The following is a 24,785-nucleotide window of genomic DNA, read 5'->3' on the forward strand; positions in this document are numbered from 1 at the left end:
AGGCACCATGCGTTTGTTCATTGCAGAAAAGCCCGACCTGGCGAAAGCCATTGTCGAAGGCTTGGGAGGCGGAAGCCGCAAGGACGGGTACTACGACTGCGGCGGCGACTATGTGGCCTGGTGCTACGGCCACATGCTGCAACTGCTGGACCCCGAGGACTACGACGAGCGATACAGCAAATGGAACATGGACGACCTGCCCATGTCCCATATTCCTTGGAAGAAGAAGCCCAGCGGTGACAAGGGCGCGAAGGACCAGCTCAAGGTCATTCTCGGCCTGTTGAAGAAAGCCAGCAGCGTCGTCAACGCTGGCGACCCCGACGATGAAGGGCAGCTTCTTGTCGATGAAATCCTGGAGTACGCCGGCTGCACTCTTCCGGTGAAGCGGGTTCTCATCAACGACAACAACACCAAGGTTGTGCGCAAGGCGCTGGAGAGCATGCGCGACAACCGCGAGTTCGCCGGCCTGTCGGCCGCCGCCGAGGCCCGCAGCGTGGGCGACCAGCTCTACGGCTACAACATGACCCGCGCCTACACCCTGGCGGCCCGCCAGAAGGGCTACCAGGGCGTCATGAGCGTGGGCCGGGTGCAGACCCCCATCGTCGGCCTTGTCGTGCGCCGCACGCGGGCATTCAAGGCCCACAAGAAGGCGTACTACTACAACGTCACCGGACGGTTTGAGGTCGAAGGCGTTGCCTTCCCTGCGCGGTATCAGATCGTTGAAGCCGATCCAGTGGACGAGAAGGGCCGGCTGATCGAAGAGCAGCATGCCCAGGCCATCGCGGATGCCGTCAAGGGCAAGCCTGCGCGAATCGTCAGCGCCGACACCAAGCAGAAAGAACAGCATCCGCCCTTGCCTTACAACCTGTTGAAGCTGCAAACCGATGCCTCCCGCAAGTTCGGTTTCAAGCCCGACCAGACCAAGGACATAACGCAGTCGCTGCGCGAAAAGCACAAGCTCATCACGTACAACCGCAGCGACTGCGAATACCTCAGCGACGAGCAGCACGGGGACGCGCCGGGCGTGCTGGCGGCGATCACGCAGACCGCGCCCATGTTGGCCGCCGTTGCGCAGCGGGCCGATCCCTCGATCAAGAGCCGGGCCTTCAATTCGTCCAAGGTTTCCGCCCACCACGGGATCATTCCAACAGAGGCGACGGCGAACCTGGCGGCGTTGAGCGAGGGGGAACAGAAGATCTATTTGCTGATCGCCCGCGCCTACATCGCGCAGTTCTGGCCCAAGCACCAATACGACCAGACCGATGTGCTGGTGGAGTCCGAGGGGCACCGCTTCGCCGTGCGCTCCAACGTCACCACGCGCCAAGGCTGGCTTGTTCTCTACAAGAACGACGCGGGCAATGAAGACCTGGAAGGCGACGAGAACGACCTGTCCATCGACATACGCACGCTGCGCGACGGCCAGGCCGGCGTCTGCGTCGATGCCGAGGCCGCCAAGCAGGAAACGAAGCCGCAGCCGCTCTACACGATGGCGACCCTGCTAGGGGACTTGACCCGCGTTGCCAAGTACATCCGCGACGACCGCCTGCGCAAGCTGCTGCTGGAGAAGGACAAGGGCAAGGAAGGCGAGCATGGCGGCATCGGGACGCCGGCCACGCGAGACAGCATCATCGCCACGCTCTTCGAGCGCGCCTACCTGGTCGAGCAAGGCAAGAACATCGTGCCCACACCCACGGCCGAAGAGTTCTACGACGCCCTGCCCGACCAGGCCAAATTCCCCGACATGACCGCGCTCTGGCATGAGCAGCAGAAGGCCATCCAGGCCGGCCAGCGCGACACCGAATCATTCGTGCGCGAGCTGATGGACTACATCGCTGGCGAGGTGGCCGGCGTGAAGGAAAACGGGCTGGCAATCAAGGTTGACACGCACCCTTGCCCGCTCTGCGCCAAGCCGTTGCGCCGCATCAAGAAGAAGGAAAAGAACGAGTTCTTTTGGGGATGCACCGGCTTCGCCGATGGCTGCAAGTTCGTCTGCGAAGACAAGGCCGGCAAGCCCGTGCCGCGAGAGACGCCAAAGGTGTCGGAGCTGCACAAGTGCATGGCTTGCGGCAGCGGCTTGTCTAGGCGGGCCAGCACGAAGAAGAAAGGCATGTTCTGGTGGGGTTGCAGCAACTACCCGACATGCACACAGACCTATCCCGACATCAAGGGCAAGCCCGATTACAGCAAACCGAAGGAGTGATGACATGACCCAGCAAACCAACGACCAGGCCGCCGAAGTGATCCCGGCCATTGACGACGCCGCAGCCAGCGCGGAAGCCTTGCGCGAGAAGCTGACCGATGCACAGACGCCCGGCTACCAGGCCGAATTCGATCCCGACGAGGCCGACCGTGCCGGCGCGTTCGCAGAAGACGCCTTGAGCGAAGGCGATGCCCTCGCCAGCACCGACGACCTGGCCGACCTGGCCGGCGATGGGTCGCTGGAGCCGGCATTCCTTGACGATGACGGCCCGAGCGCAGACCTCCCGCGCATCGTCTCGACCACCAACGCCCGCAAGCTGTACGAGCTGCGCCCCGGCGAGTCGGTCGCCCAGGCCGCCGCACGCAAGGCCAAGGAGGGCTGATCCATGCCCATCACGAAAGCCGAGGCGCAGGAGGTGACGCGGGCCTTTGTCCGCGACTACCCCGGCGCGCTTGAGCTGGCCTACAAATTCCGCGAGGACGCCGCCGAGCTGTACGGGCCGCGAGCCGCCGAAGTGCCCCAGGACATGAAAGGCGGCTACGTCCCGAAGGAGACGCAGCACGCCGGCCGTGCCTACCGTGGCCGCGTGGACGTGCCCCTGGCGAACGTGGAGGATGCCGGCGACCTGCTGCTGACGCTGCGGCACGAGGTGTTGGGCCACTACGGAGCCAACACCTTCGCGCCGGCAGAGAAGCGTGCCTTGCTGGACGGCCTGGTGGCCGCCCGCGAGGAACCCAGCCTCAAACCGCTATGGGACGACATAGACCGGCGTTACGCCGGCTATCCCGTGGACGTGCGCGCCGAGGAAGTCTTTGCCCTGTACTGCGAGGGCATCGAGCCAAGCCATCACCAGGGCGCGGACCTCTTCGCCCAGGGCACAGACCAGGTGCGGCAGAAGGGCCAGCAGTCATTCGCGGAAACCTGCATCGCCCGCGTGCGGCCCATGCAGGCGGACGACTTGCACAACATCGTGTGCGTCGTCGCTCAGGGCCTGCACGACCGATCCAGGACGCAGCAGACCTTTCCGCAGATCAACGAGCTATTCAGAAGGGACGACAAGATGGAGCCGAAAAAGCCATTTCACGAGACAGTGGCCGAGAAGCTGATCGAGCAATTGAAAGAGGGCACCGCTCCATGGCAAAAGCCGTGGGAGCCTGGTCAACCTGGTGCTTTCATTCCGACGAACCCGACCACCGGCAAGCGCTACCGGGGCATCAACGCTATCCAGCTCATGAGCCAGGGCCACAGCGACCAGCGCTGGATGACCTACAAGCAGGCGGCTGCCGTTGGTGCCCAGGTGCGCAAGGGCGAGAAGGGAACGCCGATCCAATACTGGAAGTTCAGCGACGAGCAGATCAAGACCGACGCGGACGGCAAGCCCGTCCTTGATGCACAGGGCGAGCCGGTCAAGCAGTCGGTCAAGCTGGAGCGGCCGAGGGTGTTCTTTGCGACGGTGTTCAACGCCGAGCAGATCGACGGGCTTCCACCGCTGCAACCGCGCAAGCAACAGGATTGGACGGCCGTGGAGCGCGCCGAACACATCCTGCAGGCGTCCGGTGCCGTGATCCGCCACGGCGAGCAGAACCGGGCGTTCTACCGCCCGGCGACGGACAGCATCCACATGCCCGACAAGGGGCAGTTCCCCACGGCCGACAACTACTACGCGACCGCGCTCCACGAGCTGGGCCACTGGACCGGCCACGAGTCGCGCCTTGATCGAGACTTGTCCAATCCATTCGGGTCCGAGGGGTACGCCAAGGAAGAGCTGCGGGCGGAAATCGCCAGCATGATCTTGGGCGACGAGCTGGGCATCGGCCACGATCCCGGCCAGCACGTCGCCTATGTGGGTTCGTGGATCAAGGCGCTGCAGGACGATCCGCTGGAGATTTTCCGGGCCGCTGCAGATGCCGAGAAGATTCAAGACTATGTGCTGGGCCTGGAGCAGCAACAGGTGCAGGAGCAGGACCAGCAGCAGCAGCGCCAGGCGCTGCCGGAGACACAAGCTGAAAGTGTTGTGGCCGCGCTGGAGTCGGCCGGCTGGGTGCGCAGCGATGGCGCTGCCATCGCGTCCAAGTCGTTCGATACGGTGAACGGTAAGAACGATGCACATGCGTTCATCACGGCCGGCGATGGCATCAACCGCACTTTGCAATTCCAGTACCTCAGCGAAGGGCGCAACGTGGTGGCGGCAGATGGCGCGCTCATTCCAGTAGGTGCGACGGCCGAGCAGGCCGCCCGAATTGCGACAGCCGCCGCCGCACGGGCCGATAAGTCGATTCAGGATTCCTACGGCGTCCGCGTTGCCGCCATGTTGGACGAAGGGAAGCAGCAGGAGGCGAACATGCAAGCACAACAAGCCAAGCGGGCCGAGGCGGCCTACATCGAGCGCGTACTAGAAGCCGTCACGCGGGTGTCCGACCCGGCCGCCCTGCAGACGAGCGAGAAATTCGAGCTGGCCGAGCGGCGCAACGCCATCATCTTGACGGCCGACGCACGCACCATCAGCCCGGCATCGTTCCAGCAGAGCGCGAAGGAAGGCTTCGGCGTGGACATGCCGGCCGATTGGAACGGTCGAATCCATGTGCAGGGCAACGTGACGCAACAGATCGACGGCAAGCCTCACGTCGCCGCAGCACATTCCCTTGGCGTTGAACCGGAGTTCTTCGGGGTCTACGCGCAGCACGAGGACGGCACGCATCAGTGGCTGGCCGACTTCCCATCCGTCACCGAGGCCGACGAGCTGGCCGACCAGCTGCGCATGGTCGATGCCATTACCGAGCAGAACCCGCACGAGCAGGCGGCCAAGCTGGCCCGCGTGCTCGAAAACGCGGTGCGCCGCGACCCGAACAGCACGGACGAGCAAATTTCAGCCGCTAAAGAGGCCCGCAAGGATGCCGAGGGCGCGGCCATGCTCAACGATGCCGACATGCAGCGCCGAATCGCCGAGTTCGAGCGGGAACGGGGCCAGCAGCAGGCCGCAGCGCCGGCAGCGCAGTCCCCGAGCCAGATCAAGGCCGAGGCCCAGGCGCAAAAGACCTTCATCCAAGTGCCCTACCGCGAGAAAGACGAGGCGAAGGCGCTGGGTGCGAAGTGGGACCGGCAGGAACAGTCCTGGTACGTTCCGGCCGGTGTCGCTGCAGGCCCCTTCGCAAAATGGGCGCAGGGGGCCGCTACGGCCGCCGTAGACGCGCCGCAGGCCGTGCAGACGACCGAAGGCCCCACCGTGGGCCGCAAAGCGGCCCAGGAGCGGGAATACCTGGCTGTTCCCTACGGCGAGCGCATCGCGGCCAAGGCGGCCGGCGCCGAGTGGGACAAGGTAGCGAAGTCCTGGTATGCCGGCCCGAAGGCCGACATGGAGAAGCTGGCCCGCTGGAAGCCCGAGAACGTGCCCGACCAGCAGGGGCCGGCCATGACGCCGCAGGAAGAGTTTGCCGATGCGCTGCGCTCCATCGGCTGCGTGGTCAGCGGCGAGCATCCCATCATGGACGGCAAGAAACACCGCATCAGCGTGGAAGGCGAGAAGCCCAGCGAGAAAGCCGGCTCGGGTTTCTATGTCGGCCATCTTGACGGACACCCTGCCGGCTACATGAAGAACAACAAGACCGGCATCGACATGAAATGGAAGTCCAAGGGCTACACCCTCGATCCCGAAGAGAAGGCACGCATGGCGGCCGAGGCCGCCACCAAGCTGCAGGCCCGCGAAGCCGAGCAGGCTCAGGCCCACGAAGCGACCGCGCAACGTGTCGGCCGCCAGATGGCCGACCTGGTGCCGGTCGAGCAGCCGACGCCCTACATGCAGGCCAAGGGCATCGAGCCGCAGGCCGGCGTCTTCACCGACCGCGCAGGCCAGAAGACCTACATCCCCGCAACGGACGTGGACGGCAAGCAGTGGACGATGCAATACATCCAGGAGGACGGCACAAAGCGGTTTGCGAAGGACAGCCGCAAGGAAGGTTGCTTCCATGTCGTCGGCGGCATGGATGCGCTGGCCCAGGCCCCCGCCCTTGTGATCGGTGAAGGCTATGCGACTGCCGGCAGCTTGTCGCAATCGCTGGGCTTCGCCACCGTGGCCGCGTTCGACTCGGGGAACCTGCCGGCCGTTGCGAAGGCGCTGCACGAGAAATTCCCGGACAAGCCCGTCATCATCGCCGGCGACGATGACCGCCACCTGGAGCTGACGCAGGGCGTCAACCCAGGCAAGGCGAAGGCCCAGGAGGCCGCGAAGATCACCGGAGGCAAGGCAATGCTGCCGATCTTTGCGCCGGGCGAGAACAGCTATCCCGCTGGCCTTCCACCCGTCACCCCGGACAAGTTCAGGGAGCATCAGCGCACCGGGACGACACTCAGCGACCAGCAGCTTGCCGCGCTCGATCACATGAAGGGCAAGACCGACTTCAACGACCTGGCGAACAAGAGCGTGCTGGGCAAGGAAGGGATCGACCGCCAGGTGCGGGCCGCCGTCCATGACGTGATCGAGAAGCACCAGGCGCGTATCGAGCAGCAGCAACAGCGCGTGCAACGACAGGACCAACCGTTGCAGCCGCGCCGCGCTGCGAAAATCTGACAACGGATTTAACGAACCGCCCGCATAATGGCTGCACTGTGTGAGCGGGTTCCTCCCTCCCTCCCTACCGCTCCGCAGCCTCCCTTGCCGCCTCGCACCCCGAGGCGGCTTTTTTTTGCCCCTGCCGCGCATCGAGCATGCACGCGGCGGCCGTGGCCAACACCGAGTTGGCCAGGCTGGCCAACCTGGTCGAGATCTACTGCAGCAGATCCCGAACGAGATCCACGCCGGCCAATTTGGGTAGCCAAAATCGACCCGGCCAATTTGACCCGTGGCGCGAGTTCTTGGCCCCCTGTAGCATGACCAGCTCATTTGCGTATACCCTAAAAGGCCATGCCATGACGACAAAGAGGAAGACGACCAGCTCGGCCGCGCCGGTCAAGGTTGCCCGCATCTACATGCGAGTAAGCACCGAAGCGCAGGATTTGGAGCGACAGGAAGGTATCGCGCAGGCCGCAAGGGCGGCCGGGTACTACGTCGCCGGCATTTATCGGGAAAAGGCATCAGGGGCACGCGCTGACCGTCCCGAGCTGCTGCGCATGATTGACGATCTGCAACCCGGTGAAATCGTGGTGGCTGAGAAGATCGACCGCATCAGCCGCCTACCCTTGGCCGAAGCCGAAAGGCTTGTGGCCTCGATACGCGCCAAGGGTGCCCGGCTATCGGTGCCCGGCATCATCGACTTGGACGAACTGGCGGCCGAAGCACAGGGCGTGCCCCGCATCGTCTTGGAGTCCGTGCAGGACATGCTTTTGAAACTGGCCCTGCAAATGGCCCACGAGGACTACGAGGACAGGCGCGAACGCCAGCGCCAAGGCATTGAGCTGGCGAAGGCTGCGGGCCGCTATGCTGGCCGCACGCCCGATACCGCCACACATGCCCGCATCGTGGCCCTGCGCGAAGGCGGTAAGAGCATCGCGGAAACGGCAAGGCTGGCCGGATGCAGTCAAAGCCAAGTGAAGCGCATATGCGCGATGGCGTTACCAGCGGTTGGCGACATGAAGGAGCCCTAGGTCATAAACCTGTCACTATATAGGAAGGCTAAGCCCAACCGGACTGCGAAGCGGTACTAAACTCATTCTCGCATTTAAAGCATCAATTACTCTACTCGGCAGTGTTATTAATTCGGTGCACGGTTCACGCCCTCCTATAGGAGGGTATGAACAATATCAATATTTTGGCAAGTAACTTTCTGGGGTTGCAAGTGAATCAATTTAATATTTCTATTAGCAACTGCAACAGCGTTGACCGGGCCGATGTTGTTCTCACGAAAGGCACGCTAAATATAAAGTATGGCCCAAATGGTTTGGGTAAAAGTACCCTAGCAAAGGCAATCGTTAGCCAAATCCGCGGGGATGGCAGTCTCCAAGATCTCGTTCCATTTAAGAACCGTGGCAAAGCGGAAGCCATGCCTCCCCAAGTGGATGGCGTCGATGACTTGAAGTCTACTCTGGTATTTGATGAGGGCTACGTCCAGCAGTTCGTATTCCAAAAAGACGAAGTGCTCAAAAACAGTTTCGACATCTTTATAAAAACCCCGGAATATGTTGCAGCGATGGACGCGATCGATGCCCTGCTGTCGGGTGTAAAGAAGGCGCTCACTAACAACGCCGAAATAGAGAAAACCATTTCCGATTTGAAGGAATTACGTGATGCGTTCGGCAATTCCAAACCCGGCAATATCCCGAAGAATAGCAAAATTCATAAGGCGTTTGGCACTGGCAATAAAATTGAAAACATCCCAGCGGCTCTGAAACCTTTTGAGACGTTCATCAAGGGCCAAGAGCCATCTAAGTGGATCGCTTGGCAAATTAAGGGCAACGATTTTTTGAAGCTTGGCGATACCTGCCCATATTGCTCAACCGCATTGGCAGGCGAGGGCCAGAAAGACACTGCACTTGCTGTTGAGAAAGAGTATGACGCGACTGCGGTGGGTCATCTAAACACGCTTAAGGCCGTTATCGAACGACTCGGCAAGTACTTCAGCGTGAGGTGCCGCGAAAACCTTGAGAAGGTGACGAAAACCAAGGTTGAGCTGACCGCGCAGGAACTGAGCTTCCTGACTGGACTTAAGGCTGAAATAGATGGTTTGATCACGCAACTTGAAGGCCTGCGAGCTATTTCTTTCTTCTCATTGAGGGACGTAGAGCAAATCAACGCGCGGATCACCCCGCTGAAGATCGACCTTGCACTTATGGACAAGCTGGACTCCGGGGAAACCAGGAGCATCACTGATCCGGTCAATGCGCAACTGGAAGAGCTATTGTTGAAGATCGGTGAGCTAACCGGACAGGTCAATAAGCACAAAACAAAAATCAAGAAGGCCATTGAGGCCAATCAGACCAGCATCAATGCATTTCTGAAGTCAGCAGGTTACAAATACACTGTAGAGATCGTACCGGAGATCGAATCCTACAAAATGAAGCTGGTGCACCGCGACCTAATTGGGCACCTGGAAACTGCCTCAAAACACTTAAGCTACGGCGAGAAGAACGCCTTCGCCCTGGTTCTTTTCATGTATCAGGTGTTCAGTGAGAATCCTGACCTTGTGGTGTTGGATGACCCAATATCCTCGTTCGACAAGAATAAAAAATTCGCCATCCTCCACGAGTTGTTCCAAGGTAAAGCCAGTCTCAAGGGGCGAACCACCCTGATGCTCACTCACGACATTGAGCCTGCCATCGATATCATAAAGACAACCAAAGACGTTTTCCAGGCATCTAAGCCTTCAGCATCGTTCCTATCATCGCGTAATGGTGTGGTGAGGGAAGTGCCCATCGCAAAAGAAGACATCCAAACTTTTGCAATGATCTGTCGAGCAAACATTACCACCCTTCACGATCCAATTCTTAAAGCGGTTTATTTACGGCGCGACTATGAGCTGCGAGATGAAGTCGGTCTGGAATACAACCTATTGGCTAGCCTGTTCAAGGGTCGAGTCGTGCCGACGCTGCAATCAGCGACTGAGAATCGGGACATGACATCCGAGGAAAAGCAATCGGCTGAGGCCAATATTCAAACCGAACACTTTCCCGGTTTCAACTACGACTCCCTTGTCGCAGAAGTGAACAATGTGAACTGCATCCGAGTCAAATTTCTAGCGACCGATGTCGGTTACGAGAAAATCCAACTATTCCGAATTTTCAACATTGCGCACGATGACGATGTAATCCGGAAATTTATCAACGAGTCGTACCACATCGAAAACGAGTATGTTATGCAGCTCAACCCCCACAAATTTGAGAGTATCCCCGAGTATGTCATCGAAGAATGCGTGCGAATGTTACCTCTGGCTTAGGTGGCGGGCGAATTAGAAGACAGCTATTTGGCATTCAACCTGCGCTGTCCCTGGCTTTACGCTATTCCCGAAAATATGCGATTCCGGCGTAACCGCCCACGCAAGACAAATTCAGCGTACCGGCTTCACGAACTCGGCAAGGTCGATTTCACCGGCAACAAACCTGGCGGCCCGCTGTTCTTCGGCCTCGGATAGCTTGAACCCTTCAAGGCCCACGGATGCGCGGGCTTAGTTCACTGAAGATCGTGCTGGAGTCGCTGCAGGAGCTGCTATTGCGCCTTGCCCTGCAGATGGCCCGCGACGACTACGAAGACCGGCGCGAGCGGCAGCGCCAGGGCGTGGCGCTTGCAAAGGAAGCGGGACGGTACACCGGCCGCCAGGCCGACACAGCAACTCACGAGAGGATCATTGCGCTGCGCACTGCGGGGCACAGCATCCCCGATACGGCCAGGCTGGCCGGCTGCAGCGAAAGCCAGGTCAAGCGCGTTTGGTCAATGCGGGCGACGGCCTCACCAGCTTGACCGTGACGCCGGCAGGCCGCATGAGAGCCTTAACCACGGCGGCCGACACCTCATTGCGGGACTGCGCTTTCTCTTCGACGCTTTTGCGTGGGAGGTCATCCGTTGAATCTGGAACGCTCACGGTGAGCTGATCCCCGATCAATGAGGCTTCAAACATGCGCTTGCCGGCCGGCGTGATCCACATGCCTATCAGCTCGCGCTTGGAGTCGGCGACCAGGCGCTGCGCCGGCTTGTCCATGTGGGCCTTGATCTTCTCGCACATGGCCGTGGTGGCCGGCACCGAGGGAAGACGCTGCAGGTAGTCGAGAACGTTCTCGAGCACGGCCAGCGTTTCCTTGTGCTTCTGTTCGTCGGTGAATTTCACTTGGCGTCCCATCCCTTTCTTTTTTCTGCGCGCCACTCCCAGGGCGCGACCGCGTGCGGATCGGCCCACAGGCCGACCCGCCCAGCGCGTGCCGCTGCTTCGACGTCGAGCAGCGACCGATCCACCAGGTAGGCCCGATACACCCAGGCCATGCCCTGTTCCACCATCATGCGGTTGACACTGCGGCCGTCCACCAACAGCGTGCCGATCGCGCGGCCGTAGCGATCGACGGACGCCGATCGCACGTAGACCGACTTCTGGAACACCGCCGCAGCAAGCGCCTGCCTTGACCTGGTGCCGAAGGCTTGCGCCTTCTCGGGGGCGTCAATCTCAGCCAGGCGCGTGCGGATCGGCGTGCGATCCACCAACACATCCACCGTATCACCATCGAGAACGCCGACGACGCGGCCCGCGAAATCGGCGTGTGCCTGTCCTGCAGCGATGCACAGGACCAGCGCGACCAGGCGAGCCAAGCGCGCCATGTCAGTTGCCCACGAAGACAAGTTCGACTTCCACGCGCTGGTTCTCAAGCCGGCCTTCTGGCGTCGAGTTGTCCGCGATGAAGTCTGCAGCAGATGCGAAGTTGACGACGATCTTCAACGGCGAAACGCCGCGTGCGATGAGATAGGAGCGCGCCGACAGTGCCCGAGCAAGGGCCAGCGATTCATCCTGCGCGCTCGGCTTGAGTGTGCTGGTCCGTCCCTTGATCGTCACCAGGTCGGCATCCTTCGCGTTGAGCAATTCCGCTTCCTGCCGTGCCGTGGGCCGGAAGGCCGTGCCGCCATGGGGGAACGACACGAAGACACCCGACAGGACCGGCCTGCCGTATTCGGTCATCGGCTGGGCCGATGCGCTTTGCGCGGCCACCAGGAAGGCAGCAGAGAGGGCCAGCAGGCACGGTTTGAACATGAACACGCTCCAATCAGAAAAAGAGGTAGCCGGCCTTGCTCATCGGGATTCGGATGAGCCAAAGCGCGATCAGGTGCAGGGGGTAGTAGGCGTAAAACGCCCACCGCAGCCGGGGCAGGCGCACATCGACGTGCGCAGCCGCGGCGACCACGGGGAGCGCCGCCAACGCCCAAAAATTGCCGTTGATGAACCACAGCGCGGCGCAGGACGCCAGCAGCAGCGCGAGCGCCGGCACCGATGGCTTCCTGCAGTACCACCAGACAGCCAGGCAGATCGAGAGCGCCGGCCACCAGTATTCGACCGAGCTGCCGGCGACGAGGAACACGGCGGCAGCGGCAACCAGGCGCGGACGGCCTCCCTGGTCGATGAGGAAGAGCACGGCCGTTGCGGCCAGCAGCGTGAACATCACGTTCAGCGGCCACCAGCCGGCCCACAGGCCGCCCAAGGCGAGGAATGCAGGGGTGGCGGCAAGGCCGAAGAGGGCCAGGCGCTTCAAGGTGCGGCGATAGACGCCGCGCTGCAGCGTATCCGGCCGAGCCAGGTTGTACGCCAGGACAAAGCAGAAGATCGGCAGCGCCAGGCGACCCGCGTTGAACAGCAGCGGCACCGTGCCATTGAACAGGTACTTGTTGACGTGATCGCCGGTCATGAGCAGCAGCGCGAGCCACTTCAACGCTTCGACCGATCCATCAGCGACGACCAGGCGCGGCAACCTCACTTGCGGCCACCTCGCCGGCTGTAGTGCTGGAGGGCGACGAAGGCGAGATACAGCACAGGCGCGAGCAGGATCAGCGCAATGGTCTTGCCGATCCATGCCGGCAGCGACCAGAGCACCAGGCCGAGCAGGAGCAGCGGTCCGAAGGCAAGCAGCAGTAAATCGCCCTGGCTCTTGGCCTGCGACTCGGCCCAATCGCAATAGCTCTTGATGACACCGAAAAGGCCGAGGGTGTACCGCTTCATGAAGGCGTGAAAGTCCATGTTTTTATCCGCTAAAAAAACGGCCTCACTGGCCGTTGATGATGAGCTTTCGAGGCACGTAGCTGGCAGTGCTCCAAGGCCCTGCAGGCGCTGCCTGCGGGACCGCTGCAGGGGCCGGCTTCGATACCACTGGCGCGGTCTGAGCGACCGCTTGAACGGCTACCGGAGTCGAAGGGATTGCGCCGGGCTTTGTCACGTCGCGGGTGACGAACCGCGCATCGAGCCAGTCGGCCCACTTGACAGCCCTGCGCATCAAGTCGGCGCGATAGACCACGTTGAATTGGGGGGTGCGCGAGTGGTAGTTAGCCGCCCGCGTCCACAAGTCGCCCTTGTCCATGCGGATGTGTTGCCGCAGCCGCCAGGCCGCCAGGTCAAACGAGTAGCAGCCAGCCGCTGCCACGTCGTTTGCCGTAATGCCGTACTTCGCCAGGTCGCCCAGGTACAGGGTGTTGAACTGCATCGGGCCCACGTCATGCGTGCCGTTCGTGTTCTTCACCCACTGGCCCGGCTTGCCGCCTTCTTTCTCCGCGACCGCAAGAACGATGTTCGCCGGCACTTCGTATTTGACGGCGGCCGAAATCGAGCAGATGACGCGCTCTTGAAGCTGGGGCGGGAGATCGATGAAAGGCATGGTTCAGGCTCCCTTAGTTGCCACCGCCGCCCCAACTGGCGCGGCGGCGCTCTTCGTCTTCGGCCTTGATGCGGGCGTTGTATTCGGCCAGGGCGCGGTCATAGTCCCGCGCCTCGACCCAATACCCTCCCCGCTCAGGAATCCCCACATAGCGCGGCACCGTGCCCGAGAAGTCCGTGTAGGCGTGCGTCGTGTAGGCGGTGCAGTAGCTGGGCATCTGGTTGCTGACGTACACCATGCCATCGTCGGAACCCGTCCACGAACGCAGCACGGCATTCAGCGAAGCGGCATCACACCGGCCGGCACCATTGGCCTGCGCATTGACCAGGGCCGACATTTGCGGCGTCTGATTGGCGACGGGGCAGAGGTTCAGGAAGTTGACGCGGCCCCGGATCGTGTCCGACAGCTTGCGGTACGAAATGCTGAAATAGCGGCGCAGCGAAGGCGTGCATTCGCTGGGCTGGGTGCCAGTGGCAAGGCACAAGATCGCTTCGCAGGCCAGGCGGGTATCGCCCGTGAGGATTTCCTGCGCGCTGGCAGTGGCTGGAATCGCACCGAAGGCGGCCACCGCAAGAGCGGCCGAGGCGATGAGGTTTTTGCGTTGCATGGTTGATGCTCCTTTGCAGTTACGAGGTTTTGGAATTGCGATTCATGAAGTCGGCCACTTCGGGCGCGACGGGGGTTTCTGCCTGGCCCTTGCCTGCAGACAGTTCGTTGTCGTTGAAGGCCGTGGCGGCCGTCGAGGCCTGCGCGGCGCTGCTGGGTGCCGGTGCGGGAGTGGACAGGTCTGCCGGCGCTGCCGCGTCCTGCGCCCTGATCGCGGCTGCGATCTTTCCGCCCGTGGTTTCGCTGATGCGATCAAGAGCCGACTCGCGCATGCTCGCGGCCTTGGCTTTCGCCACGTCCCAGGAGCCTTGCGCCAGGTTGCCCGCAGTGCCCGCAGCAATGGCCGCCGCACGGCCCAACATGCTGCCGGTGGAGCGTTGTTCGCCAGGTGCCAGGCCAGTGTCCTGCCCCCCTCCCTTGGCGTCAGAACCTGCGGCCTTGCCGCCTGCGTCGGCCTTCCCTTCGGCACCAGGTGCCGCGCCACCGCCCGAGTCCTTGCCCTCGCCTGCCGGCGCGCTGCTCTTGCCGCCCGAGCTGCCGCCTTCGGAGGCACCACCACCGAAGCCACCGCCCGAGCCACTGGAGCCACTTGAGCCGCCGCCCGAGCTGCTGCCGGTGTCCATGCCCGCGAAGACGCTGCCACCGCCAGAGCTGCCGCCGCCAGGGCCTGCAGCGGCCATAGCGACGCCGCCCATCGTGTCGCCCATGCCACCACCGCCGCCGCCCTCGCTGGATGCCGCAGACGCTTTGCTGTAGGCCGCCATGAGGGCTTGCGCGCCACCTGCCGCGCTGGCCGCGCCGGCTGCAATCGCAGCGCCGCCCGTGGCGATGGCCGCGCCGGCCACCGCCGCCGCACCCATCGCTGCGCCGGCACCAAAGCCACCGCCGAGGGCGTGCGTTCCGCCGCCCATCGCCAAGCCGCCAACCATCGCCGGCAGCTTGTTGACCAGGGCCAGCAGCACGACCGCGACGATCATCATCACGCCTAATTCCTTGAGGCTGATGCCGGCGCTCATGGCGTTGTAATACTGATCGACAAACGACTTGCCGATGCCGACGAGCAGAACCATCGTGAAGAGCTGCGCGGCGATGTTCAGGACGGTCTTGTAATAGTTGATCGCCATGTCCGAAGTCCACCGCGATCCACCGAAGCCGAGAAAGAAAACGCCGGCATAGGCCAATATCCAGCCGCTCACCAGGAGCAGCAACATATTCACGCCGATCAACGCCAGGATGATGAGAATCGCCGCGCTGATGAGGATGCCGGCCGCGCTATCGACAGGCGACCACACCGAAGACTGATCGAGCACCTTAAAGAAAATGTCGAAACCAATATCAACGATCCCGGAGGGCGTCAGCGTCGAGCCGGTGCCGCTTGCACTGCCTGCGATGGTGCGCAGCGAACTCATGATGTCGGTGGCGAAATTCGGCCCGTTCGTGAGCAGCCACCAGAAGAAGCCGGTGAAGATGGTGAAGCGGATGAACTCCGCATAGAACTCGCCAATATCGGCCTTGCGCAAGGCCATGAAGCCAAACGTCCACACCATCGAAATCACTGCGAGCGTCCAAAACAACCAGGTGGCCCGGGCCGTGATGAAGCCGGCCCAACCACTGGCGGCGGCCGAATAGCGGTTGAGGACGTTATCTAAGACGCCGGCATTGTCGATAGCCGCTTGCGCCTCAATGGAAAAGAACGCCAGCCACAGCAAAACAAACAGCAGGCCGGCGTTCTTGAATACGGCTGGCATTCTCATAGTCACAACCTCACCATTCTTTCTTTTCGCTGGGTTTGAAACCGCCACCACGGCGCAGGCACAGCGACGAAAACGCTTGCTGCGCGCCCTTGTCTTCGATCTTGGCAACGCTCGCGGGCTTGCAGTTCTCATCGTTGACTTCGGGCATGGCTTGCTTGGCCGGTTGTTCTGCAGGCTTTTCGCCGCAGCCGGCGACCAAGGCCGCCACGAGGGCGGCCAGGGCCAAGGTAAGAACCTTGTTGGTCTTCATCGAGCAGCCCTTACCAAGTGCGCGCAGGGCTAGCGCGGTACTCGCCCTTGCGCAAGTTTTCGGCAGCAGCGGCCTCTTGCGCCTCTTTGTCTGCAATCACCTGGTTGCGCGTGGCGACCGCGTTCTGTTGCGCGATCAACAGGCCGCGAATCTGCAGGAGCTGGTTTGCCTGGTTGCTGGCGAGCTGGTTTGCAAAGCCGATGGCCTGCATCTGGCCGGTGGCTCCCTGCGCGGAAGATTGCAGGCGTTGCAATTGGCGCGCATCGGATTCCATTGCGTCCTGCTGCTTGTCCAAGCCTTTGAACAGCGCATCGTTGGCCTTCTTCTGAGCTTCCGAATTCAGCTTGTTGGAAGCCTGTTTCATGGCGTCGAATTCAGCCTTCGTGCAACCGATGTTGAAGCATGGGGACGAGCGGTAATAGGACACGTCCTGGAACTTCGACAGGTAGCCGTCGAGGCTGCCCGCCTGGTTCTTGTAGTAGTTCAACGTGTCGATGGCCCCGCGAAGCTGGTTCATCGTGGACGTGGCCTGATCCCAGATATACGCGGCCGGTGCGACCGTGTTCTGGATCATGTTTTCGTACTGCTGGAGCTGGGTGCGGTACTGCTCAATTTGCTTGAGCGTCTGCGCAACGTTCTCCACTGCCGACATGACGGTTTGCGTCAGGTTCGCACCGTCGATAACCGGGATGCCGGCCTGCGCCGGGGTCATCACGCCAGGGGCAGTAAGTGCAAAAACCAAAGCGACTTTAGCCGCTAAAACTTTCTTAGTGAGCATCTTCATTTCGCTTTCTCCTTTGGGTTAGTAGTCGAACGCCTGGTACGGCTTGGAAAACGTCATGTCCTTGGTGACGATGACGTTAAAACGGTAGCCCGGACGAATTTCGAGGGTCGGGGCAATGTTCATGTTTTTGGAAATCAACTGAGCGGTGACAAGGCCGAGCTGCTGGCCCAACGCTTCGCTAAGTGCGCCGCTGGCCGTCTGCCGATTGCCGTTGTTCTGCTGGTCCTGGTTCTGGCTCATGGTGATACCCGCCGTCACGCCAGACATGAGGAATGCCGATGCGAACAGCCGGAAATAGTGGTTGTTCACCTGGTCATTGAAGCCCGCATAACCGGCGCTGTCCGCACCAGGCATCGAACCAATATCCATTGCCTTGCCGTCCGGGAAGACGATGCGTTGCCAGGCAATCAGCACGCGGGATTGGCCGTATGCCACATCACTGGAGTACCGACCCACAAGGCGCGAGCCTTGAGGAATCAGCTTCCATTTGCCGGTGGGCGTGTCGAACACGTCCTGGCTCACCTGGGCCATGATCTGACCGGGCAAATCGGAGTTGATGCCTGAAATCAGCGTGGCGGGCACGACGAAACCGGCGCGCAGCTCATACGGCGAGCGTGGCGCTTCGGGCTTGGAATCGAGCTTCCAGCGGTCTTCCTGCCCGGAGTTGGCGAACTGCGAATAGTCCTTGCTCCCCGGCGAGCTGGAGCCGGCCGTTTGCAGGAGCCTAGGAGCCGCCGAAACGCCTCCCCCGGACATACCCCCTACCCCACCGGCTTGAAGCTGCTGCATGCGCGCTCTGTAGGCCGCCGTGGGGTCGTCGCGGGTCTGCGCGTCGATTTGCTGGCGCACGGCCGCCAGTCGGGCTAACGCTTCCTCGCGGGTGGCCGGCGCTGCGCCATCCGTCAGGCCGCCAGGCGTCGATCCCGAGCTGCGCGGAGCGATGCCCCGCACGCCCGTCTTTGCCTTGATGGCCTCTTCGAGCTGCTGCATCTTCGCCATGCGGACGCGCTGCATTTCGTCGTTGTTGACACGGTCATCCAGGCTTGCGCTGGTCGGTGGCGTCGGCGGCGCGTCCAGGTTGTCCGGGCGGGCAACGTCGATGGCCTGGCCTTGCGGCTGCGAGAGGTCGGGCACCGTGGGCGGTGCTGGCCGCTCGGCCTGAATGATCCCGTCCTTCTGGTTGCCGGCAATCTCGTTGGCGAACATGCTGGTGTTGCCAGCCTTTTCGTCCTTCGCACCGGCCGGCCGGTTCTGCTGGGCTGCGCGATCCGCAGCCACCAACACCATGACCAGCAGGAACACGCCCATCAGGCCGCCGATGATGTAGACCGGCAGATTGTTGACGCGGCGAACGCCGGTCTTCTTTGTCACTTCCCCAGGGGAAGCGTCAGGCGACATTTGGTCTTCGCTCATGTGCGTTACTCCTTCCGAACCCACGCGCCGGCCGGGTACAGAGTGCCGTTCTGTGCAGCCGAGTAAGCGCGGGTCAATGACTGGTTGCCCACCAGCAGGGTCACGCGGTACAGGTTCGATTCAGCTTGATCGAGGATGTACCGCAGCGGTTTGCCAGCGGTCGCCGTGGCGTCCGTGGCCGCCGATGCGGCCGAGGCCGGCGCGGCTGGTTTGAACTCCAAGAGGGCGTAGCCCTTGGCGCGCAGCGACTCGACCAGCGAAGAGCCGAAGGCATCCGGCGTGGCGTGCTGCAGATCGAACCGCGTGCTTGCGGGCGGGTACACGGCAACGAGCTGCTTCGCGGCGTCATCAGCCATCGTTTGATTGAAGGCTGCAGGCGCGCTTTGCGTGAAGTTGCCGTAGGTGGATGGCGCAGTGGTGGCGCAGCCGGCCAGGCCGACCACGAGCAGCGCGAGGAAAGCGGTCTTGCGCATGGTTATTTCCCCCTGGTGATGGTCACGCGGTCTTGGCTGCTGCCGACGCCGGCAATCAGCACGGCCTTGTCGAAAACCGTGTCCACGATGTAGCGGTCACCCTGCACGCGGTAATTGACCATCACGGTTTCTTCATCCGTGAAAACGCCGCCATCCTTGCGAACGACTAGGAGCGTCGGCGCTTCCGTCTGCTGCATCGTGCTGGGCATTTGGATGATGGTTTTGGTCCCATCGTTGTAGACGCGCACGGGCTTCCAGGCGGCCGATCCCGACACGTCATAGGCAAAGTTCAGATCGCCCAGGTACTCGCCGGTTTGCGGGATCGTGCGCGACTGCTTTTCCTTCACTTCGCGGGTCTTGATGGCGTCCCACTTCGCCATTGCGTCTTCCGTGTAGGTGAACGCCACACGGGGCATGAACTCCGTGCGATGCGAGCGCAGCCGCAGGTGATACGTGCGCCGGTTCGTGGTGACGATCAGCGACGTTTCCAGGCCCACGTCCATCGGCTTGATGATGAGGTGCTGCACTTCGGCCGGGCCGCTGCCCGTGATGGCCGGCTCGACCGTCCACCGGGCGGTGTCGCCCAGGTGGATCGAGTTGACCTGTTCACCGGGCTGCAGCTCCACATCGCAGACCTGCAGCACTGCGCACACGATGCTGGGCTGCTGCGCACCGAACAGGAAGCGGATCGAGCCATCGGCGCCGGCCACCGGCTTGATGCCCGTCGCGCTGTTGTCGCGCCACTTCTGAGCGATGGCGACGGCCGCTTTTTCCTGCGGCGTCAGCGTCGGGTTGTCTTTGGAGAAATAGAGGTCGGCCAGGTTCTTGTCAGCCGGGCCGGCCGGCCCTGCAGCGAGTGCGAATGCGGGCGCAGCGCCCAGGACCAAAGCGAGAAGATACTTGTTCATGAGTGTTGCCCCTTAAAGCTGTTTCGACCAAGAGAAGTCACGGACGTAGATGCCAAGCGGGTTGTTGCGCACTTGCTCTTCCGTGGTGTTTGGAGTGGTGGCGACGGTGTAGACCGTGACTAAGGCCCGCATGCGGACCGGCAGGCCCTTCACGACGCCCTGCCGGTCGCGTGTCGTCTCCATCCAGTCCACTTGCCAGGTGTCGGGCGTCTGCGGGATCACCGAGAGAATTTCGGTGCTGACCGTTTCTTTCGCGGCGCGCTTGAACGGGCTGCTGTCCTCGCTGCCGTTCAACCATTCATTGGTCTTGGCCGTGGCCGGATCGTTGGCCGAAAGCATCGAGTAGAGCCGGAACACGGCCTTGCGCTGCAAGGCCACGTCAGGCGTCACCAAGCGGGCATCGCTGACGAACGAGGCCACCGAGGCGTGCACCACGCGCTGATCGACTGCAGCGGCCCGCTGTGCCGGCGCGACGGCCACCGCCTGGCCGAGCTTGTCTACCTCGACCACGTAGGGCACGAACTTCGATTGACTGCCAATGTGGATCAACCCGCCCACGGCGGCCAGGACGATCAACAACGACAGAATGCCGACAACCTGCCAGGTCTGGCGCGACGAGACGACCGCGCCAACGTGTTCATTCCAGGTGCGGCGTGCCGCCAGGTACGGGTTTTCGACCTCGCCCCTGCGTCGGCCACCTTCCATCACCGAATCCGGTGCGCGCCGGGGATCAGCCGGCTGTGCGGGCTTCTTGAAAATCAAGCCCTTGATCGTGTCTGCAAAGCTCATGCTGCCACCCCATAGTCAGAAAGTTTCAAATTGCGGCCGGCGAGCCATTCATGCACCCAGGCATCGCCGAACTTGGCTTCGAGGCTCTTGATAGCCGCCACGGATTCCTTGTCGGACGCGCCGACGAACGCCAGGGCCAGCGGGCCTAGAGCCAGGTCGTAGAGTCGCCGGCCGTTCTCGGAAACGTAGTAGTACTGCCGCTTCGGAATGGCCGTAGCCAGAATCTCAATCTGGCGAGCGTTGAGGCCCATGCGGCGATAGAGCGCCGCCGTGTCCTCATCGCGGGCGTACACGTTGGGCAGGAAAATCTTGGTTGCGGTCGATTCCACGATCACGTCCAAGATGCCCGAGTTCGCCGCGTCGGAAAGGCTCTGCGTTGCCATGAGCACCAGGCAGTTCGCCTTGCGCAGCACCTTGAGCCATTCCCGAATCTTGGCGCGGAACGCCGGGTGTCCCAGCATCAGCCAGGCTTCGTCCAGGATGATGACGGCCGGCTGGCCTTTCAGGCTGCGCTCGATGCGGCGGAACAGGTAGAGCAGCGTCGGCAGGGCGTATTTCTCGCCCAGGTTCATCAGCTCTTCGATTTCAAAAACGGTGAAGTCGGTGAGCGACAAACCATCTTCTTCGGCATCGAGCAGATGGCCCATGTTGCCGTCCACCGTGTACTGCCGGATCGCCTCGCGGATCGCTTCATCCTGGATCGTCACGCTGAATTCGGACAGCGTGCGCGCTCCGCTGGCGTGCATGCTCATGATCGCGTTCCCGATCTCATTGCGTTGCGCCGGGGTGGTTTCCACGTTGTTCAGCGCAAGGATCGTGTCGATCCACTCCATCGCCCAAGCCCGATCACTCTTCGACTCCAGGAACTGCAGAGGGCAGAAGGCCAGCTTGTCGTCATCGGCCGCCACGGTGAAGTGCTTGCCGCCCGTGGCCTTGGCCAAGGGGTACATGGACATGCCTTTGTCGAAGGCGTAGATCGACATGCCTTGATAGCGACGGAGCTGCGCCGCGATCAACGCAAGGTGCGTTGACTTGCCGGCACCCGTGGGACCGAACATGAAGGTGTGGCCCAGGTCGCGCACATGCAGGTTGAGACGGAACGGCGTGGCACCGTGCGTCACGCAATGCATGAGTGCCGGCGACAGCGGCGGATACATCGGGCAAGGCGCTTTGTTGAGGCCCGTCCAGATCGTGCTTGTCGGCAGCAGATCGGCCAGGTTCATCGTGTTGATGAGCGGGCGGCGAACGTTCTCCACGCCGTGGCCCGGAAGGCTTCCCAGGTAGGCGTCCAGCGTGTTGATTGTCTCGATCCGCGCAGCGAAGCCCAGGCGGTTGATGGCCTTTTCTACCTGGCGTGCAGAGGTTTCCAGCTTTTCGCGGTCTTCGTCCATCAGGACGACGACGCTGGTGTAGTACCCCACCGCGACCAGGCCGCTATTGACCTCGGCAATCGCAGACTCGGCATCGTTCACCATGGACATGGCGTCCTGGTCCACCGAGCCGGTATTCGTGTTGAAAACCTGGTCGAAGAAGCCACGGATTTTTTGCTTCCACTTCTTGCGGAACTTGTCCAGGTGCTTCACGGCTTCATGCGAGTCCATGAAGATGAAGCGGCTCGACCAGCGGTATTCGACGGGCAGCTCGCCCAGGGCGGTCAAGACTCCCGGTGTTGACTCCAGAGGAAAGCCCTCGATGGCAACGACCTGGACGAACTTGCGGCCGATCTTGGGCACCACGCCGCCGAACAGTTCCTGGCCGCCGATCACGGCATCCAGGTACATCGGGTTGCTGGGCAGCAGCACGGGGTGATCCATGCCCGTGATGCAGAACTGCAGCCACCGCAGCAGATCGTCATGCGTGACCGTGGAGCCGTCTTCGTTCACCACCTTGTTCCCACGCAGGCGCTGCAGCTTGACGGCCGACGACAGGCGCGATTCGATGCTGGTGCATTCGCGCTTGAAGTAGTCGATCAAGCCTTGCGTGCGGGCCTTGTTGCCGGGTGTCTTCGCTTCGTCATCGAACATCAGTTCAACGAACTTGCTTTGCGCCAGAAGCGGCGGAAAGTAGGTCATCGTGACGATGAAATAGCCCTCGTACATCGTGCCCAGGCCCTCGAAGAGTCGGCGGCGCTCTTCGTCCATGGCGGCCGACACCGGATCGGGGAAATGCGACAGGCCCGTTTCGGTGTAGTTGGGTGCCGGCCGGCGCACGGCATCGACGTGGAGCATCCAGCCGTTACCCAGGCCCGCGAGCGCCTGATTGATGCGGAACGACACCATTTCCCGCTGTTCATCGGTGCTGCTTGCGTTGTCGTCGCCCTTGTAGAGCCAAGAGGCGATGAACGACCCGTTCTTACCCACGATCACGCCGTCATCGACCATGGCGGCGTAGTTGAGTAGATCGGCCAGGCCGGCGTCCTTGGAACGATGCTTTTTGAGCTTCAATTCCGCATCGACGGCTCGGATGCGAGCGAACAGGATGAGCAGCAGCAAGGCACCGAGCGCCGCGATGCCAATTGCGATTGCTTCGATCATTTGTATTGCTTCCCTTGGCTATTCGGGTTCAGTCGGAAAGGCGTGCTGCGCGCTGGGTAGTACCCCTTGTACTTACGGTGACGCAGGTACACGAAGCGCAGCTTGGGATCGGACTTCGCCATGAGCCGGCACGCGAAGAGCGCACCGAACCACAGCAGAAGCCCGATCACCGTTGCCCTCAGTTCTTGGGCGCTGAAAATCAGAGCGAAGGCCAGAAGACCCGAAAACATCACCAGTTCACGATCCCCACCCATGAACAGGTTGTCTCGGTTCCCGGCGCGACGAATGGGGATCGTGCGGAGGGCCATCGTTAGACCGTGCGGACGCTGTTGGTCAGAACCGATGCGGCCTTGAGCTGGTGCATCACGGCATCGCCCAGCGCAGCAATCTCAGCGCCACGGCCGAAGAAGGTGCTCATCACGTTCTGCGCGCCGACCAGGAGGGCCATCACCAGGACGAGGAAAATCAACGTGCGGAAGAAGCCATTCAGGTCGCCGCCGAAGATCAGCACGCCGCCCGCGATCACGATGCCGATGATCGACAGCGCGAAGGCCACGGGGCCGGTGACGGAATTGCGCAGGTTCGTCAACCAGCTTTCATAGGGCAGCGAGCCGCCCGTGCCTTCCGAGGCAAAGGCATGCTGTGGAGACAGCAGGAAAAGCACCATCAGCAGCGCCGCGCCGATGTAGAACATCGTCGTGCGGTTGATGGCGAAGGGACGGAGAAGAGACGCTTGCATTGGAAATACTCCTAGAGGGTTTTGGTGATGTAGCGGCCGTCCACGTACCCGGAAACCTCAAGGATTTCTTGGATGCGGCGACCGCCTTCAGGGGTGCGGGCGATATGAACAACGACATGAACCACCTCGCCTATCAGCGGTTCAATTTCGGCCGGTGCCGACTCATTACGGGTAATGAGCGACCTCAGACGAGCCAGGCCAGCGGCTGCGTTGTTGGCGTGGAGCGTTGCCGCCCCACCCTCGTGCCCGGTGTTCCAGGCATCGAGCAAATCCAACGCTTCCGCCCCACGCACTTCCCCGACCAGAATCCGGTCAGGGCGCATGCGCAGAGTCGCTTTCAGAAGCGCCGTCATCGGCACTTCCAAGGACGTGTGGTACTGAACGAAGTTTTCAGCGGCGCATTGAATTTCGCCGGTGTCTTCGATGATGAAAACGCGCTCCATGGGATCGCAAATCACCATCTCATTGATGATCGCGTTCACGAGCGTGGTCTTGCCCGAGCCAGTGCCGCCAATCACCAGGATGTTCCGGTGGTTCTTGACGGCGGCTTTCAGGGCCTCGTACTGGCCCTGCGTCATGGTGCCGGCCTCGACGTATTGCTCCAGCGTGAAGATGGCCACGGCCTTCTTGCGGATTGCAAACGTGGGCGCAGGCACCACCGGGGGGAGCTGGCCCGCGAAGCGCGAGCCATCAAGCGGCAACTCCCCTTCCAGGATGGGCTTGCCGCGTGTGACTTCCTTGCCGTGGTAGCCGGCAATGGTTTTGATGATCGCTTCGGACTGCGCCACGCGAAGCGACCCGATGCACTTCATCTTTTCGCCAAGCCGTTCCTGCCACAGCTTGCCGTCCGCGTTAAGCATGATTTCGACCGTGCGAGGGTCATTCAATGCACCCAAGAGCAGCGGCCCCATGTCGCGTTCCAATTTCTTCTTGGCCCGCTCTTTGAGCGTTGAGAAGTCTTCTGTGTCTGCCATGTCCGTCCTGTTCCATTTCGTTCGTCGTATTCTACACGGACAAACGATATACCGAACAGGAAAGCAAGGCAAGCCAAAGCCTTCAACGAACTGTTA

General features: G+C 61.8%; 24 protein-coding genes and 1 pseudogene. 6 read left to right on the plus strand and 19 right to left on the minus strand.

All coding sequences use genetic code 11. From position 1 onward, the window contains the following. Positions 1–7 precede the first annotated feature (7 nt). The 5 genes from E5P3_RS35370 to E5P3_RS35390 all read left to right on the plus strand — a co-directional run bounded on the left by E5P3_RS35370 (position 8) and on the right by E5P3_RS35390 (position 10,062). Positions 8–2,200 (plus strand): DNA topoisomerase 3, encoded by a 2,193-nt coding sequence (locus E5P3_RS35370; protein ID WP_011171725.1) that lies wholly within the window; start codon positions 8–10, stop codon positions 2,198–2,200. A gap of 4 nt (positions 2,201–2,204) precedes the next feature. Beyond that, positions 2,205–2,582, plus strand: a complete 378-nt coding sequence (locus E5P3_RS35375) for a hypothetical protein (RefSeq protein WP_011171724.1) — start codon at positions 2,205–2,207, stop codon at positions 2,580–2,582. 3 nt (positions 2,583–2,585) lie between these two features. Then, the gene (locus E5P3_RS35380; RefSeq protein WP_162572151.1) at positions 2,586–6,764 is read left to right on the plus strand and encodes a zincin-like metallopeptidase domain-containing protein; all 4,179 of its coding nucleotides are present in this window, start codon (positions 2,586–2,588) and stop codon (positions 6,762–6,764) included. A 338-nt stretch (positions 6,765–7,102) separates the two neighbouring features. Beyond that, entirely contained in the window at positions 7,103–7,777 is a 675-nt protein-coding gene (locus tag E5P3_RS35385; protein WP_162572167.1) for a recombinase family protein, read from the plus strand. A 146-nt stretch (positions 7,778–7,923) separates the two neighbouring features. Then, positions 7,924–10,062 carry an AAA family ATPase gene (locus E5P3_RS35390; protein ID WP_443083313.1) on the plus strand — a complete coding sequence of 713 codons (2,139 nt, stop codon included), beginning with the start codon at positions 7,924–7,926 and terminating at the stop codon, positions 10,060–10,062. A gap of 111 nt (positions 10,063–10,173) precedes the next feature. On the opposite strand, the gene E5P3_RS36590 is transcribed toward E5P3_RS35390, so the two are convergent. Continuing rightward, entirely contained in the window at positions 10,174–10,278 is a 105-nt protein-coding gene (locus tag E5P3_RS36590; protein WP_197894043.1) for an antitoxin VbhA family protein, read from the minus strand. A gap of 23 nt (positions 10,279–10,301) precedes the next feature. On the opposite strand from E5P3_RS36590, the pseudogene E5P3_RS35400 reads away from it, so the two are divergent. Continuing rightward, a pseudogene (locus E5P3_RS35400) lies at positions 10,302–10,583 on the plus strand (helix-turn-helix domain-containing protein); the annotation flags it as partial. On the opposite strand, the gene E5P3_RS35405 reads toward E5P3_RS35400, so the two are convergent. The 18 genes from E5P3_RS35405 to trbB are packed head-to-tail and all read right to left on the minus strand — an operon-like array spanning position 10,540 to position 24,689. Further along, complete coding sequence (locus E5P3_RS35405; RefSeq protein ID WP_031944013.1) at positions 10,540–10,947, minus strand: hypothetical protein; 408 nt, start codon at positions 10,945–10,947, stop codon at positions 10,540–10,542. The pseudogene E5P3_RS35400 and the gene E5P3_RS35405 sit on opposite strands and share 44 nt — an antisense overlap. Beyond that, a complete protein-coding gene (locus E5P3_RS35410) occupies positions 10,944–11,429 on the minus strand; it encodes a thermonuclease family protein (protein WP_015063510.1) in 486 nt (161 codons plus the stop codon). The genes E5P3_RS35405 and E5P3_RS35410 overlap by 4 nt, the downstream gene beginning before the upstream one ends. Position 11,430: 1 nt before the next feature. Beyond that, entirely contained in the window at positions 11,431–11,856 is a 426-nt protein-coding gene (locus E5P3_RS35415; protein WP_053057113.1) for an OmpA family protein, read from the minus strand. A gap of 13 nt (positions 11,857–11,869) precedes the next feature. Continuing rightward, positions 11,870–12,568 carry a TraX family protein gene (locus tag E5P3_RS35420; RefSeq protein WP_269474032.1) on the minus strand — a complete coding sequence of 233 codons (699 nt, stop codon included), beginning with the start codon at positions 12,566–12,568 and terminating at the stop codon, positions 11,870–11,872. 2 nt (positions 12,569–12,570) lie between these two features. Further along, positions 12,571–12,834, minus strand: coding sequence for a conjugal transfer protein TrbO (locus E5P3_RS35425; RefSeq protein WP_162572153.1), 264 nt, complete (start codon positions 12,832–12,834; stop codon positions 12,571–12,573). Positions 12,835–12,859: 25 nt separating this feature from the next. Further along, on the minus strand, positions 12,860–13,465 hold the full coding sequence (locus E5P3_RS35430; protein WP_162572154.1) for a transglycosylase SLT domain-containing protein: 606 nt from the start codon (positions 13,463–13,465) through the stop codon (positions 12,860–12,862). A gap of 13 nt (positions 13,466–13,478) precedes the next feature. Beyond that, positions 13,479–14,072, minus strand: coding sequence for a TrbM/KikA/MpfK family conjugal transfer protein (locus tag E5P3_RS35435; RefSeq protein ID WP_015063527.1), 594 nt, complete (start codon positions 14,070–14,072; stop codon positions 13,479–13,481). Positions 14,073–14,091: 19 nt separating this feature from the next. Then, positions 14,092–15,825 carry a P-type conjugative transfer protein TrbL gene (trbL, locus tag E5P3_RS35440; RefSeq protein ID WP_174259956.1) on the minus strand — a complete coding sequence of 578 codons (1,734 nt, stop codon included), beginning with the start codon at positions 15,823–15,825 and terminating at the stop codon, positions 14,092–14,094. Positions 15,826–15,835: 10 nt separating this feature from the next. After that, the gene (trbK, locus tag E5P3_RS35445; protein WP_031944010.1) at positions 15,836–16,075 is read right to left on the minus strand and encodes an entry exclusion lipoprotein TrbK; all 240 of its coding nucleotides are present in this window, start codon (positions 16,073–16,075) and stop codon (positions 15,836–15,838) included. A gap of 10 nt (positions 16,076–16,085) precedes the next feature. Beyond that, complete coding sequence (gene trbJ / locus E5P3_RS35450; RefSeq protein WP_031944011.1) at positions 16,086–16,859, minus strand: P-type conjugative transfer protein TrbJ; 774 nt, start codon at positions 16,857–16,859, stop codon at positions 16,086–16,088. An 18-nt stretch (positions 16,860–16,877) separates the two neighbouring features. Beyond that, the gene (locus E5P3_RS35455; RefSeq protein WP_015063524.1) at positions 16,878–18,272 is read right to left on the minus strand and encodes a TrbI/VirB10 family protein; all 1,395 of its coding nucleotides are present in this window, start codon (positions 18,270–18,272) and stop codon (positions 16,878–16,880) included. Positions 18,273–18,277: 5 nt separating this feature from the next. Then, complete coding sequence (locus E5P3_RS35460) at positions 18,278–18,745, minus strand: TrbH Mating pair formation protein (RefSeq protein ID WP_015063523.1); 468 nt, start codon at positions 18,743–18,745, stop codon at positions 18,278–18,280. A gap of 2 nt (positions 18,746–18,747) precedes the next feature. Then, positions 18,748–19,653, minus strand: coding sequence for a P-type conjugative transfer protein TrbG (trbG, locus tag E5P3_RS35465; RefSeq protein WP_015063522.1), 906 nt, complete (start codon positions 19,651–19,653; stop codon positions 18,748–18,750). Between the two features lie 12 nt (positions 19,654–19,665). Further along, the gene (locus E5P3_RS35470; RefSeq protein WP_015063521.1) at positions 19,666–20,442 is read right to left on the minus strand and encodes a conjugal transfer protein TrbF; all 777 of its coding nucleotides are present in this window, start codon (positions 20,440–20,442) and stop codon (positions 19,666–19,668) included. After that, a complete protein-coding gene (locus E5P3_RS35475) occupies positions 20,439–22,976 on the minus strand; it encodes a VirB4 family type IV secretion/conjugal transfer ATPase (RefSeq protein WP_015063520.1) in 2,538 nt (845 codons plus the stop codon). Before E5P3_RS35475 ends, E5P3_RS35470 begins: the two co-directional genes overlap by 4 nt. Continuing rightward, positions 22,973–23,284 (minus strand): conjugal transfer protein TrbD, encoded by a 312-nt coding sequence (locus E5P3_RS35480; protein ID WP_011171720.1) that lies wholly within the window; start codon positions 23,282–23,284, stop codon positions 22,973–22,975. Before E5P3_RS35480 ends, E5P3_RS35475 begins: the two co-directional genes overlap by 4 nt. A gap of 2 nt (positions 23,285–23,286) precedes the next feature. Beyond that, positions 23,287–23,715: an IncP-type conjugal transfer pilin TrbC gene (gene trbC / locus E5P3_RS35485; RefSeq protein WP_011171719.1), complete on the minus strand. Its 429-nt coding sequence runs from the start codon at positions 23,713–23,715 to the stop codon at positions 23,287–23,289. Positions 23,716–23,726: 11 nt separating this feature from the next. Then, a complete protein-coding gene (gene trbB, locus E5P3_RS35490) occupies positions 23,727–24,689 on the minus strand; it encodes a P-type conjugative transfer ATPase TrbB (RefSeq protein ID WP_011171718.1) in 963 nt (320 codons plus the stop codon). Positions 24,690–24,785: the final 96 nt, after the last annotated feature.

Source organism: Variovorax sp. RA8 (genome assembly GCF_901827175.1).
Taxonomy (GTDB): domain Bacteria; phylum Pseudomonadota; class Gammaproteobacteria; order Burkholderiales; family Burkholderiaceae_C; genus Variovorax.

Excerpts from the sequence above, each read along its gene's own strand:
- E5P3_RS35430 (WP_162572154.1), bottom strand. The coding sequence starts at position 13,465 with ATGCCTTTCATCGATCTCCCGCCCCAGCTTCAAGAGCGCGTCATCTGC.
- trbG (WP_015063522.1), bottom strand. The coding sequence starts at position 19,653 with ATGAACAAGTATCTTCTCGCTTTGGTCCTGGGCGCTGCGCCCGCATTC.
- E5P3_RS35470 (WP_015063521.1), bottom strand. The coding sequence starts at position 20,442 with ATGAGCTTTGCAGACACGATCAAGGGCTTGATTTTCAAGAAGCCCGCA.
- E5P3_RS35455 (WP_015063524.1), bottom strand. The coding sequence starts at position 18,272 with ATGAGCGAAGACCAAATGTCGCCTGACGCTTCCCCTGGGGAAGTGACA.
- E5P3_RS35480 (WP_011171720.1), bottom strand. The coding sequence starts at position 23,284 with ATGGCCCTCCGCACGATCCCCATTCGTCGCGCCGGGAACCGAGACAAC.
- E5P3_RS35475 (WP_015063520.1), bottom strand. The coding sequence starts at position 22,976 with ATGATCGAAGCAATCGCAATTGGCATCGCGGCGCTCGGTGCCTTGCTG.
- E5P3_RS35390 (WP_443083313.1), top strand. The coding sequence starts at position 7,924 with ATGAACAATATCAATATTTTGGCAAGTAACTTTCTGGGGTTGCAAGTG.
- trbC (WP_011171719.1), bottom strand. The coding sequence starts at position 23,715 with ATGCAAGCGTCTCTTCTCCGTCCCTTCGCCATCAACCGCACGACGATG.
- E5P3_RS35375 (WP_011171724.1), top strand. The coding sequence starts at position 2,205 with ATGACCCAGCAAACCAACGACCAGGCCGCCGAAGTGATCCCGGCCATT.
- E5P3_RS35385 (WP_162572167.1), top strand. The coding sequence starts at position 7,103 with ATGACGACAAAGAGGAAGACGACCAGCTCGGCCGCGCCGGTCAAGGTT.
- trbL (WP_174259956.1), bottom strand. The coding sequence starts at position 15,825 with ATGAGAATGCCAGCCGTATTCAAGAACGCCGGCCTGCTGTTTGTTTTG.
- E5P3_RS35370 (WP_011171725.1), top strand. The coding sequence starts at position 8 with ATGCGTTTGTTCATTGCAGAAAAGCCCGACCTGGCGAAAGCCATTGTC.
- E5P3_RS35410 (WP_015063510.1), bottom strand. The coding sequence starts at position 11,429 with ATGGCGCGCTTGGCTCGCCTGGTCGCGCTGGTCCTGTGCATCGCTGCA.
- E5P3_RS35415 (WP_053057113.1), bottom strand. The coding sequence starts at position 11,856 with ATGTTCAAACCGTGCCTGCTGGCCCTCTCTGCTGCCTTCCTGGTGGCC.
- trbK (WP_031944010.1), bottom strand. The coding sequence starts at position 16,075 with ATGAAGACCAACAAGGTTCTTACCTTGGCCCTGGCCGCCCTCGTGGCG.
- trbJ (WP_031944011.1), bottom strand. The coding sequence starts at position 16,859 with ATGAAGATGCTCACTAAGAAAGTTTTAGCGGCTAAAGTCGCTTTGGTT.
- E5P3_RS35460 (WP_015063523.1), bottom strand. The coding sequence starts at position 18,745 with ATGCGCAAGACCGCTTTCCTCGCGCTGCTCGTGGTCGGCCTGGCCGGC.
- E5P3_RS35435 (WP_015063527.1), bottom strand. The coding sequence starts at position 14,072 with ATGCAACGCAAAAACCTCATCGCCTCGGCCGCTCTTGCGGTGGCCGCC.
- trbB (WP_011171718.1), bottom strand. The coding sequence starts at position 24,689 with ATGGCAGACACAGAAGACTTCTCAACGCTCAAAGAGCGGGCCAAGAAG.
- E5P3_RS35380 (WP_162572151.1), top strand. The coding sequence starts at position 2,586 with ATGCCCATCACGAAAGCCGAGGCGCAGGAGGTGACGCGGGCCTTTGTC.
- E5P3_RS35425 (WP_162572153.1), bottom strand. The coding sequence starts at position 12,834 with ATGGACTTTCACGCCTTCATGAAGCGGTACACCCTCGGCCTTTTCGGT.